The organism is Bacillus sp. GbtcB14, assembly GCF_019091205.1.
Lineage (GTDB): Bacteria > Bacillota > Bacilli > Bacillales > Bacillaceae_G > Bacillus_A > Bacillus_A cereus_AG.
Map to the genome: position 1 here is coordinate 251,131 of NZ_JAGXJT010000002.1, position 12,273 is coordinate 263,403.

A 12,273-nucleotide genomic window follows, 5' to 3' on the forward strand; every position below is an offset into this window, starting at 1 on the left:
ATTCATATTAATTATTGTAACATGAATAGACAAAATTTTTCGTATAAGCGTTTTATTAGGGAAAACAAAAAAGAGAATGATACAATGTAAGAAAATTCAATCTAGGAGGCTATTGGATGAATTACGAACTTTTTTCACCTTATACAATTAAGGACGTTACATTAAAAAACCGTATCGTTATGTCACCTATGTGCATGTATTCATCAGAAAACGAGGATGGCCAAGTAACTAATTTCCATCTCGTTCATTATGGAACGAGAGCTGCCGGTCAAGTTGGTTTAGTTATGATTGAAGCGACAGCCGTGTTACCTGAAGGAAGAATTTCTAACAAAGACTTAGGTATATGGGATGACAGCCTAATTGAAGGCTTACATAAAACGACAACTTTTATACATGATAACGGTGCAAAAGCTGCCATTCAACTCGCTCACGCCGGAAGAAAAGCAGAATTAGAAACGGATGCTCTCGCTCCATCAGCAATTCCGTTTAATGAAACAATGAAAATACCAGTAGAATTGAATATACAGCAAATAAAAAATACTATATTAGCTTTTCAGCAGGCTACAATACGATCAAAAAAAGCTGGATTTGACGTTATTGAAATACATGGTGCTCACGGTTATCTTATTAATGAATTTCTTTCTCCACTTTCTAATAAGCGGACTGATGAATATGGGGGCTCACCTGAAAATCGCTATCGTTTCTTACGTGAAATTATTGACTCAATAAATGAAGTTTGGAACGGACCGTTATTCGTTCGTATTTCAGCAAATGACTATCATCCTGATGGGTTAACGGTTCAAGATTACGTTCAGTATACAAAATGGATGAAAGAACAAGGGGTAGATGTAATCGACTGTAGTTCTGGGGCTGTTGTGCCGGCACACATCGATGTATATCCCGGGTATCAAGTACAATACGCGAAACATATTAAAGAGCATGCTAACATTGCAACTGGGGCCGTTGGATTGATTACGACCGGGGCACAAGCAGAACAAATTTTAAATAATAACGAAGCAGATTTAATTTTTATCGGACGTGAGTTACTTCGCAATCCTTACTTCCCAAGAATAGCCGCCAATGAACTTGGCTTTGAGTTACAAGAACCGTACCAATACAAGCGAGCACCAGGGAAAATCCATACGAATAAATAAAACAAAGAATAATATGTACGACTACTTACAGAGAAATTAAAAGTATACTACAAGACAATGTATATTATTTCATAATATCATTTTAAGGTGTATCAACATTTTGCTTGATACGCCTATTTTTTTATGTATTTATCTCCCGTTCTGAATATGTTACAGGGTTAAAAATCAAATTCCACAATCGTGATTACGAAAAAAACAATTTCTCAGATTAAGTGAGAAATTGTTTTTTGATATAGTAGTATTTTACATATTAATTCGTTTGTTTCGTTTATAACTCCAACAATTTTAAGTATCATTTACAAATAGGAACGATGCGCTGGCCATGAACCTTGAAGCTTGCGAAGTTGTACAATTTGTCCTGTATGGTAAGCATCGTGCAAAAAAATGTTCTGATATTGTTGCCAAATTGGTAGAGAAGGAGTTAATTGATTTAGTTCTGCTTCTTGAAGGGATATTAATGCAGATTGTAAAGCATCATGCACTTGAATTGTTCGCAACACTGTTTGTTGCCAAGAGTCCTCATCATTACATCTACCTTGGACAAACGTTTCATCATTATTTTGTGGTGCAACAAATGTTTCATCTTCGTGTAAGCGGGCAAGTAGGCGTTCTTTAAAATGAAGTAAATGGTTTACAATTTCCCAGATTGTATTACTAGCCTTTCCTTCTGGTTGCCAACACGCTTGTGTAGCGGTAAGGTCCTTTAACGCATCTGATATAGGTGGATACCATGCTTCTTCGTAAAAAACTTGCTTAATTCCATTTTGCAACATTTCTTTTTTACTCATCCGTATATCCTCCTTTTGCAATCGCTCAAGCAATACAGAATAATACATATATATGACCTTTATATCTTCAGAACCCAATCACCTTCAGATTTCACTCAGACAAATATATAAATAGATTACTTTCAAATGGGAAGTATATTCTAATGATTTCTTGGCATTAAAAACAAAGGATACATGATAGTAGTATATTTTCAAATGAGGTGAAAAATTCTTATAAAACGAAATCATTCGTTAGTATAATCAGGCTCTAAAAATAGCATTGTAATAAATGAGGTCACTTGTCGTACAAGATTAAGAGTATTGGAGATGTATAAAGTGAAACTTTAATCCGCGGGGGGTTGCTGTCCACAAATAGCGGGATAAAAATGCGATTTGCATAATAAATTATCGTAAAAAAGGAGTGGGCTTCCCACTCTTTTTTACTTTCTTATAATTGCTAAACTACATGTATTTACTATTCATTCAAGATTCAAACTTTTTTAACACATGTTATTCTATCGTTGTAATTTCATTTGAGTTATAAATATAAATACCCGTTTCTTCTCGCAATGCAGTGATATACATCCCTTTCGCCACATCTTTCGCTGAAATTGGTTTATACTTTTTGAAAGCCCCTTTAAATATAAAAGGAATCATACGAGATAACTTTTCAGCCATTCGTTCACTGAAACGAAATTCTTGTCGATTTCCTACTAATAATGAGGGCCTAAAAATGTGAATACCACCAATCACTAACTTTTGTAATTCCTCTTCCATTTTCCCTTTAACTTGCGAATAAAAGAAAAACGATTTAGGATTTGCTCCCATTGAGGACACAACAAGGAAATTTTGTACCCCTTGTTTTTCAGCTAAACAAGCAGCTCGTAACGTATATTCATAATCTACCTTTTTGAAATTTGCCTTTGTTTTTGCTTTTTTGATTGTTGTTCCTAGACAACTAAATACGTCATCTACAGCAAAAAACTCTTTATATTCCTCTAACATCGAAAAATCTATTTGCTTTTGCTGTAACTTTTCATGTTGCCATTGCATTGGTTCCCTTACAAAAATAGTAACCGAATCGTAGTAATCTGATTCAAGTAATAGACGCGTTATCTCTTGTCCAACTAAACCACTTGCACCAAGTACTAACGCTGTTCGCTTATTCATATATGCATATACCTCTTATTTTACTTTTCTCTCCTTCAGTAAAATACAACTTTTAGGAGTTTCCTTCTCTCATTTTACCACAAGTAAAGCACTATGCGTACGCATAGTGCTTTACTCACTCTTTTTTCTCATCTCTCTCTCGTAATTTTGTTACTGTTGATGCATCTCCTAAATTACTTATTAATCTTCTTAAAAAAATTAAGACTAATGCTAATGGGAATACTACCGCTAATATCAATAAAATAGCTTCCATTAAGTAGCCCAAACACTCATCCCCCTCTACACCCTCCTTTCAAATATATGAACGTAACGTTGTCACATATGCATGCATTCCTAAAAATAATACATCCAAATTTGACAACTTTATAACAAAAACAAATCGGAATGATTATTATTTATTGCAACTTTATAAAAGATGTATTATACTAAGTTCGCAAACTAAAACGTAATTATTCCGTTTTGTATTAAAATGATATTTTTCTTCTATAATTGGGGAAAATATATCCGTAAAAAAAGAAAAGAGGAGAACTTCATGCCTAAAAGATTGACTATATTTTCATTCTTACTTATTTTCACTTTAATTTTTACTGGCTGCTCAAATAAAAAAGAAGGTCAGGCCAAGAAAGACGGAAAACTAACTGTTTATACAACTATTTTTCCTCTTGCTGATTTCGCAAAAAAAATTGGTGGCGACTACGTAACTGTTGAAGCGATTTACCCACCTGGTGCAGATTCTCATACATTTGAACCAAGTCAAAAACAAACCGTACAAGTTGCAAAAGCCGATTTATTCGTTTATAACGGTGCTGAATTAGAACCATTTGCTGAAAAAATGGAAAAAGCATTGCAAAAAGAGAATGTTAAAATTGTAAATGCATCAAAAGGTATTGAACTGCGTACTTCTACTGAAGAGGAGCATCATGATCACGGAGACGGCCATAAAGAGGATGAACATCATCACGATAAAGACCCGCACATTTGGTTAGATCCTACTTTAGCAATGAAACAGGCAGAAAAAATTAAAAATGCACTTGTAGAATTACAACCTGACCATAAACAAGAGTTCGAAAAAAACTTCGCAGCACTGCAAACAAAATTTACTGATTTAGATGATCAATTTAAAGCAGCTGTTGCGAATGCAAAAACGAAAGATATTTTAGTTTCTCATGCGGCTTATGGATACTGGGAGCAACGCTATGGCCTAAAACAAATTGCTATCGCGGGTATTTCAGCTTCTGATGAACCATCTCAAAAACAGCTTGCTGACATTACAAAAACAGTAAAAGAACATAATCTACAATATATTTTATTTGAAACTTTCTCTACTCCAAAAGTAGCATCTGTCATTCAAAAAGAAACGGGTACAAAAATTTTGCGCTTAAATCATCTTGCTACTATTTCTGAAGACGATGCGAAGAACAATAAAGACTACTTCACTTTAATGGAAGAAAACGTAAACACATTGAAAGAAGCTACTAACTAATCATTTTTTTAAAGAAGCTGCATATGTCATGCAGCTTCTTTTTTATTTGTTCTTACTTGACTTGACCAAAATAACAAGTAAAATTATCCATATTAGCTTTTAAGCTATATTAATTTAGAAGGTGAGTTGGAATTATGACTCTTCACATTTGTGAAGTAACAGAAAAAAATTGGCGTTCAGTAGCTGCTTTAAACGTCGCAAAAGACCAGCAGCAATTTATTGAAAGCAATGCGTTTTCTCTAGCAGAATCATTATTTGAAGGAAACGGAACGTCAATAGGTTTATACGATGGAGAAACACTTGTAGGATATGCAATGTACGGATGGTATTCGGAAAAACGTAAAAGCGTATGGTTAGATCGCTTTATGATTGACGAGCAATATCAAGGAAAAGGATATGCAAAACGTTTCCTTCGCATACTCATTCAATTCTTACAAGATAAATTTGAATGTAAAATAATTTATTTAAGTTTACATCCAGACAACAAACTCGCAATGGGATTATACGAGTCATTTGGCTTCCGCTTAAATGGCGATATTGATGACGAAGGCCCAGTTGTAGGTGTTGTAATGGAGTTATTATTAGATGAACATACAAGCCTGTGAAAACAGGCTTTTTATTATTTATTTATCAATGTCACATTTTCTATATTTAATTTCTTCTCCCTATGTGCTTCGCTTTTGCAATCTAGTATTACCTCCGTAAAATGCTCATTCGATTGAATTAAATGAATTACTTGATTGTTTAAATGAATTATTATTTCTTCTTCCTCATTTGTAACATCTGAAAATAGACAACTAATTATTTCTCTATCTTCATTTGTTATTTCTCCATACAGTTTCACCGCAATTATTCCTGAAATGCCCTGTTCCACACTATTTGGATACATATATTTCTCCATATATTCTCTGCTCTTTTGATCGTCCATTTGTTGTAGAAAGAATTGAAACGGCATCCCCTTCATCGGCTGTATGTATGCATTTTTCCATGGCATAGTTTTCTTAAACAAATTAAAAACCCACTTATATTGTAATGGTTCTGGTTTTGTAATTTCAATTCCACCTTCTATCATTTTTTCATACACTTTATCTATATTTTCAACATCAATTGCCAATCCGATAAGTCCTCGATGGCCAGCATAATATTTCTGAACCCACTCTTGTAGCCAGCCACCACCATCTTTTGTTTTTACTCTTACTAATTCTAAATATTCTTTTCCAATCCATACGTTAGATACTTTAAAGCCCTTCGTTCCCTTTCCCCATTTCGGAACATATGGAAGTCCAATAGAATGTACGTTTTTAATCATTTCCTTATTTTCTTGTATTTCTTTATTTACATTTACAACAAGATGATCGATTTTCATATTCTTCCCACCATATTTTTATTTTTACAATAGTTTTTCTAACTTATGAATAAATCGAAGTTGCATCTCACATTGTTCATACATATTTTCGAAAATAAGTTTCACATACTCTGGCACATGATCTTTCAGTCTTTCTCCTTCCCTCATTTCTTCATAAGTAGCTAATATTTCTCTTTTCTGTTCATCTAGAGCTTCTAAAATCTCTTCTCTCATCCCCTCTTCTTCTGAAAAAAAAGTTAATGCTGTATATAAATGTTTCGGAAACACAACTGATGACTTTTGAAACGACTCCTTTAATAGTCTTTTAAATTCTTGACTTCCCTTTTCTGTAATACAATATATCGTTTTTGAACGTCTACCAGTCATTTCAATTGCTTTTACTTGAATTAATTCCTCATTTGTCATTTTTTTTAGCGCGTGATAAATAGAAGCCGGGAACACCTCTGCCCATTTACTACTTTGCACCATATGTAGAGCCTGCTGTATTTCATAACCAGATAGCGACTCCCTTTTAGTAAGCAATCCAAGAATCATTAAACGCACTTTTTATCCCCCTACCCTAAAAATACTAAATGTTTAGTATTTTTAGAATACTTTAATACAAATTCCAATTTTAGTAAACAAAAAAGCCTGCAATATACGCAGGCTTATTTCACACACTCTTCAAAATGTTCTTGGAACCATTCTTTATTAATATCTTTTCCGATAAACACAACTTCACTTACTCGTTCTTCGCCCACTTGCCACTCTCTATCATATGATGCAGCAAACAGTGTATGCACACCTTGGAAAACGATACGTTTATCTACTCCATCAATCGATAAAATTCCTTTGTAGCGATATAAATACTCTCCTAGCTCTTGAACGACAGCTGACATCCACTCATTTAGTTTTTGTAAATCTAACGGTCGCTCTTCGCGTAGTACAAACGACTTTACGCCTTCTAGATGATTATGCTCTTTATGAGGATAAATTTGTAACGTATCTTTCGTTTTAAACGTTTGAATTTGTAGTAACGATGGAATATCTACATCACAGTTAGTCGCCTCGATTAACTTTGCAGTTGGGTTAATACCTTGCAGTTCCTGCAATAGATTTTCCTTTTCACTTTCATCCACTAAATCTAATTTATTTACTAAAACGACATCAGCAAATGCAATTTGTTCCTTTGCTTCTAGTCCTTTTTCAAAATGTTTATGTATATGGTAACTATCTACTACTGTTACAACACCGTTAATTTGGTATGCAGATTGAATCACAGGATCTAAAAAGAATGTTTGAATAATCGGACCTGGATTTGCAAGACCAGTCGTTTCAATTACTAATCCATCAAAATCCATTTTCCCTTCTGCTTTTACGTCCAATAATTGTTTTAAAGCGACAAGTAAATCTTCCCGTACAGTACAGCATAGACAACCGTTTGTCATTTCCATAATTTCTTCTTCCACATTCATAATCAACTGATTATCAATACCAATTTGCCCTATTTCATTTACAATTACCGCTAATTTCTTACCGTGATTCTCTGTTAAAATACGATTTAATAATGTTGTTTTCCCTGACCCTAGAAAACCCGTTAATATTGTTACTGGAATCATCCATTACATCTCCTTATAGCTATATGTTTCTACATTATAGCATACAGAGAAAATCGTTTTTGTAGCAAAACATATTTATTGTAAGTACGACACTGTAACTATATAATAATACATAGCAAGAAAGCCTTTTCAAAAAATTATTTATTCCTCAAGGGGGTACTTATAATGGAACGAGTTCAAATGGCCGAAACACTAGAATTTTCTCGTATTATTCAAGGTTTTTGGCGTTTAGCAGAATGGAATATGACGAAACAAGAATTACTTTCTTTTATTGAAGAATGCATGGATATGGGGATTACTACTTTCGATCACGCTGATATTTATGGTGGTTATACGTGTGAAGGACTGTTCGGAGAGGCATTACAATTAAAGCCTTCCTTACGTGAAAACATGCAAATCATCACAAAATGTGGAATCGCTCCCCCATCACCAAAATTTCCAGAGCGATATGTTGCGCACTACAATACAAGTGCTGAACATATAATAAAAAGCGCGGAAGACTCATTACAAAACTTACATACAGATTATATTGATGTACTTCTCATTCATCGCCCTGATCCATTTATGGATCCAAATGAAGTAGCAGAAGCGTTCTCACGCTTAAAGCAAGAAGGAAAAGTCCGTCACTTCGGTGTATCTAACTTTTTACCTTCACAGTTTAATATGTTAAGTTCTTATTTAGATTTCCCGATCATTACAAATCAAATTGAAGTATCTGCAATGCATCTTGAGCATTTCGAAAAAGGAACAATTGATTTATGCCAAGAAAAACGAATCAATCCAATGATTTGGTCGCCTCTTGCTGGCGGAGAAATCTTTACTGGTCAATCAGAACGTGCCGTACGTGTACGTGAAGCTTTACAGAAGGTTGCTACTGAACTAGATGTTACTAGCATCGATACAGTTATGTATGCATGGCTGCTTGCTCATCCAGCTAACATGATGCCAATCGTTGGATCTGGTAAATTAGATCGTGTTAAAACAGCCGCTCTTGCTACAAAAGTTGATTTAGATCGTCAACAATGGTTTACAATTTTCGAAAGTTCTAATGGACATCCTGTACCATAATACACAAAAAGAAGAGCTGTTTCTTTACAGCTCTTCTTTTTCATATGTATTTCTAGTCATGGCAAATACACACATATCCCTTAATCCCTTTTCATTTACTGCTACACTCGCACTTTCCAATGTACCTTCTAACTTAAATCCTAATTTCTCAGGTATCGCTCTACTCTTCTTATTTAAAGAATCACATCGAATTTCTACGCGGTTTGCTTTCAGCTCAGAAAAAGCATAATCCGTTATACCCTTTGCAGCCTCTAGCATATAACCCTTTCCACTAAACCTTGAATCAATCCAATACCCAATTTCAAATTGAGGTATATCCCAATTAATACGATGCAATCCAGCTGATGCAATAAATTCACCTGTTTCTTTCGAAAAAACTAGTAATCTTAAATCCTCACGCTGCAAAAATTGAATATGCGATTTTCTGATACTCACTTCTACTTCTTCCTCTGATTGCTCTTTTTGTGCAAAAACCATCCATGGTTTTAATTCTTTCATAGAAGCTTGAATTGCATCGTATACAGCTTTACCGTCACCCGGTTTCGGCATTCGAATAAATAGCCTTTCAGTATAAAATTCAGAAGGAAAATCGAATAATAACGGATTCACTTTCAACACTCCTTTTAATTCTTTTATATATAATAATATCCATCTCAACCTATACAGTAAAGAAATTTCTGAATTTTACACATTTTAATTATTCACCTCTACCGCTACACGAACTCCAGATTCAATCGCACCTTGTATCCATCCATGATATAACGTTGTATGATCTCCAGCGAAGAATATTCTTCCTTCTGGTTTGACAATCGCTGGTTGTAGCTCAGATTCTTGACCTGCCTGAAATAGCGCAAATCCTCCAAGTGCATATGGATCCAATGTCCAACTTTTTGATATGCCAGACATGAACTCATCATATACTTGACCGCCTAATATTGTCGCTAAATTTTGTAATGTGTAATAGATACGATCTCCCTTTGATAACCCATCCCATAACAACGCATCATAAGACCATGTATAGCTGCCTAACATCATAGCAGGTCCTTTCTTTCCAATTCCGTGACTTGGATAATAGGCATAACGAATTGGTAAATCCGTTATAATTCTCCCACCTAACTGTCCTTGTTCTTCCCAAAATCGACTTTTAAATTGAATTCCTATTTTCGTTGCTGGCATATAATGCAATTCACGAATTGCTTTCCATTTTTCATGAGATATAGAATCAAATGGATCTACTTCCACAAATCGCATTGTCGAAAATGGAATTGTAATAATAACTAAATCCCCTGTAATACTACTATACTCAAAAGTTTCCTCGTTCCGGTAAAAAGCTGTCACACCGTTATCGTGCTGATGTAGCTTCATTAATTTTTGATTATATATAATATTTTCTTCTAATTGTGGTAAGAAAGACTTTGGTAATCTATCATTTCCGCCTACTATTTCACAAAATCCACTCTCCTCCTGCATAATGTATAAAAAGCGTAGTGTCTCAACAAATGACCTTTCTAAAAAACCTTCTAAATCTAATAGGACACCGATCATCTCAATTGTTACTGGCGAGAAATACGTATTATATTGATAAGGATGATACTTTAAAAATTGTCCTGTAGAGTATCTCCCAAAATCCTTTACTACAACATCCCAATTTTTCTCTGGGTTCTTTTTTATAAAATTTATAATGGGCTGTACCGCTAGCAATAATAGCTCTTCAGACGTTTTCCCGACCTCATTCATTTCTACAGGATACTTTAATATACTTGGATCTTTTTCGTATTGTTTTAATGTCGTTTTTCGGCCATTTACGTAAATAATATCAGTCTCATTCCTATTAATAAACGGGCTCACCTGTAGCCCAAATTTTCTTATATATGCCATCGTTAATGTGTGCGAATACGGAATTCTCATTGCTCCAACATCTAAATATAATCCGGTATCTTCCATTCTAACCGTCTCTATGCGGCCACCTACCCGGTTGTTTGCTTCAAAAATCTTCACATCATGTCCTGCAGCCTTTAATAAAGATGCCGAAACCAACCCAGCCATACCGGCCCCTACTACTATAATTTGTTTCGAACGTGTCGTCTTCTTTAACCCTTTATTTATAACTTTTAACGTTTCATCCATCTCAGTGTTATACATTATATCTTTCTGCACAATTCCACCCCTTACTTCATAAAATGGGCATTAGTGGTTTAGTGCATTTTATTCATAAATTCCTATAAACATAACAACATAGCAAGTGGAATATTCACTAAAAGTACATAAGAGGTAGCTTTCACATCTCTTCACGCTTCGTATAATATAGCAACAGCAACGAAGGAGTGGTTGAAAATGAAAAAAACTTACGACTACCACGCTACAAAGAAGTATTTAGAAGGAAAGAAACACCAACTATGCAACAAACTTAGTTGTAAGCATCTATCTAAAAAAGAGCGTGAACAACTAAAACTTGAGATTGATAACTACGAATATATATTAAATTTAGTCGAAATGAATCATTATGAACGAGGCTTTCCTCGTTAAAAGTGGATAGGTGGTTTATCAACTTTTTATTTTGAGCATTTTATTACGCATTTTTCGTAAGTAAATATATAATAGGATGTACATTAAGATTGAGAGGTATATTCTATGATCAAATTAAGTGTATTAGACCAATCACCTATTTCAGATGGTAGTACAGCAGCCCAAGCTTTTTCACATACAGTTACGCTTGCGCAAGAAGTTGAAAAACTCGGATATACACGCTTTTGGGTATCTGAGCATCACAACTCTGTCAGCCTTGCTGGTTCAAGTCCTGAAATACTTATTTCTCATATTGCAGCAAAAACGGATCGTATGAGAGTTGGTTCAGGTGGTGTTATGTTGCCGCACTATAGCCCATATAAAGTTGCTGAGAACTTCCGCGTTTTAGAAGCGCTTTATCCAAATCGTATTGACCTTGGTGTCGGCAGAGCACCTGGTGGTATGCCAATTGCAACTCGCGCACTGCAAGAAGGAAAAATGATCTCACTTGATCAATACCCAGAGCAAATTGCAGATGTTGCAATGTACTTACATGATCAAGTACCAGAAAACCATCATTATGCAAATTTAAAGGCTACTCCTGTCATTCCAACATCTCCCGAGATGTGGATGCTTGGTTCTAGCGGAGAGAGTGCAATGATCGCCGCAAGACAAGGTGCTTCTTTTGCATTCGCACAGTTCATTAACGGATACGGTGGCCCTGAAGTAATGAAGGCTTATCAGGAACAGTTCCAACCTTCTTATTTAGGAGATAAACCAAAATCAATCGTCTCTATTTTTGTTATTTGCGGAGAAACGAATGAAGAGGCGGAAAAAATTGCTTCTAGTTTAGATTTATCGATTTTATTACTAGAACAAGGAAAGCGTACAACTGGTACTCCTTCTATCGAAACTGCACAAAATTATTCATACAGCGCTTATGATTTATTTCGTATAAAAGAAAATCGTCAACGTATGATCGTTGGTGATCCATCTTCTGTGAAAGAACAAATCGTAAACTTAAGCAAAGCGTACAATACTGATGAATTTATGATTGTCACAATTACTCATCGATTTGAAGATAAATTGAATTCTTATCGCTTACTAGCAAATGCTTTTCATTTATAATGAAAAAAGGGAGATACATCAATTATGATGCATC

The 12,273-nt window shown here is 34.7% G+C and carries 14 protein-coding genes; 6 read left to right on the forward strand and 8 right to left on the reverse strand.

Annotated elements, in window-relative coordinates:
- Nucleotides 1–116: 116 nt before the first annotated feature.
- Entirely contained in the window at nucleotides 117–1,154 is a 1,038-nt protein-coding gene (namA, locus tag KVT31_RS06300) for an NADPH dehydrogenase NamA (protein ID WP_088096133.1), read from the forward strand.
- Between the two features lie 296 nt (nucleotides 1,155–1,450).
- Here the strand turns inward: namA and KVT31_RS06305 are convergent, their stop codons facing one another.
- The 3 genes from KVT31_RS06305 to KVT31_RS06315 all read right to left on the reverse strand — a co-directional run bounded on the left by KVT31_RS06305 (nucleotide 1,451) and on the right by KVT31_RS06315 (nucleotide 3,356).
- Nucleotides 1,451–1,942, reverse strand: coding sequence for a DinB family protein (locus KVT31_RS06305; protein ID WP_088096132.1), 492 nt, complete (start codon nucleotides 1,940–1,942; stop codon nucleotides 1,451–1,453).
- 489 nt (nucleotides 1,943–2,431) lie between these two features.
- Nucleotides 2,432–3,091: an oxidoreductase gene (locus tag KVT31_RS06310; RefSeq protein WP_088096131.1), complete on the reverse strand. Its 660-nt coding sequence runs from the start codon at nucleotides 3,089–3,091 to the stop codon at nucleotides 2,432–2,434.
- Between the two features lie 115 nt (nucleotides 3,092–3,206).
- Nucleotides 3,207–3,356 (reverse strand): hypothetical protein, encoded by a 150-nt coding sequence (locus KVT31_RS06315; RefSeq protein ID WP_170930132.1) that lies wholly within the window; start codon nucleotides 3,354–3,356, stop codon nucleotides 3,207–3,209.
- Between the two features lie 267 nt (nucleotides 3,357–3,623).
- Between KVT31_RS06315 and KVT31_RS06320 the strand changes: the two genes are divergently transcribed.
- The gene (locus KVT31_RS06320; protein WP_088096130.1) at nucleotides 3,624–4,574 is read left to right on the forward strand and encodes a metal ABC transporter substrate-binding protein; all 951 of its coding nucleotides are present in this window, start codon (nucleotides 3,624–3,626) and stop codon (nucleotides 4,572–4,574) included.
- Nucleotides 4,575–4,708: 134 nt separating this feature from the next.
- Nucleotides 4,709–5,179: a GNAT family N-acetyltransferase gene (locus tag KVT31_RS06325; RefSeq protein ID WP_088096129.1), complete on the forward strand. Its 471-nt coding sequence runs from the start codon at nucleotides 4,709–4,711 to the stop codon at nucleotides 5,177–5,179.
- A 14-nt stretch (nucleotides 5,180–5,193) separates the two neighbouring features.
- On the opposite strand, the gene KVT31_RS06330 is transcribed toward KVT31_RS06325, so the two are convergent.
- The 3 genes from KVT31_RS06330 to KVT31_RS06340 all read right to left on the reverse strand — a co-directional run bounded on the left by KVT31_RS06330 (nucleotide 5,194) and on the right by KVT31_RS06340 (nucleotide 7,538).
- Nucleotides 5,194–5,940, reverse strand: coding sequence for a VOC family protein (locus KVT31_RS06330; protein WP_088096128.1), 747 nt, complete (start codon nucleotides 5,938–5,940; stop codon nucleotides 5,194–5,196).
- A 24-nt stretch (nucleotides 5,941–5,964) separates the two neighbouring features.
- Nucleotides 5,965–6,483 carry a PadR family transcriptional regulator gene (locus tag KVT31_RS06335; RefSeq protein ID WP_088096127.1) on the reverse strand — a complete coding sequence of 173 codons (519 nt, stop codon included), beginning with the start codon at nucleotides 6,481–6,483 and terminating at the stop codon, nucleotides 5,965–5,967.
- Between the two features lie 104 nt (nucleotides 6,484–6,587).
- Nucleotides 6,588–7,538 (reverse strand): CobW family GTP-binding protein, encoded by a 951-nt coding sequence (locus KVT31_RS06340; protein WP_088096126.1) that lies wholly within the window; start codon nucleotides 7,536–7,538, stop codon nucleotides 6,588–6,590.
- Nucleotides 7,539–7,703: 165 nt separating this feature from the next.
- On the opposite strand from KVT31_RS06340, the gene KVT31_RS06345 reads away from it, so the two are divergent.
- Complete coding sequence (locus tag KVT31_RS06345; protein WP_088096125.1) at nucleotides 7,704–8,606, forward strand: aldo/keto reductase; 903 nt, start codon at nucleotides 7,704–7,706, stop codon at nucleotides 8,604–8,606.
- Between the two features lie 24 nt (nucleotides 8,607–8,630).
- Here KVT31_RS06345 and KVT31_RS06350 read toward each other — a convergent pair whose 3' ends face one another.
- Together KVT31_RS06350 and KVT31_RS06355 are read right to left on the reverse strand one after the other, a co-directional pair.
- Nucleotides 8,631–9,215: a GNAT family N-acetyltransferase gene (locus KVT31_RS06350; protein ID WP_088096124.1), complete on the reverse strand. Its 585-nt coding sequence runs from the start codon at nucleotides 9,213–9,215 to the stop codon at nucleotides 8,631–8,633.
- Between the two features lie 84 nt (nucleotides 9,216–9,299).
- Nucleotides 9,300–10,763, reverse strand: a complete 1,464-nt coding sequence (locus KVT31_RS06355) for a flavin monoamine oxidase family protein (protein WP_098342802.1) — start codon at nucleotides 10,761–10,763, stop codon at nucleotides 9,300–9,302.
- A gap of 177 nt (nucleotides 10,764–10,940) precedes the next feature.
- Between KVT31_RS06355 and KVT31_RS06360 the strand changes: the two genes are divergently transcribed.
- Nucleotides 10,941–11,132, forward strand: a complete 192-nt coding sequence (locus tag KVT31_RS06360) for a DUF3896 family protein (protein WP_088096123.1) — start codon at nucleotides 10,941–10,943, stop codon at nucleotides 11,130–11,132.
- A gap of 105 nt (nucleotides 11,133–11,237) precedes the next feature.
- Nucleotides 11,238–12,239, forward strand: coding sequence for an LLM class flavin-dependent oxidoreductase (locus KVT31_RS06365; RefSeq protein ID WP_088096122.1), 1,002 nt, complete (start codon nucleotides 11,238–11,240; stop codon nucleotides 12,237–12,239).
- Nucleotides 12,240–12,273 lie beyond the last annotated feature (34 nt).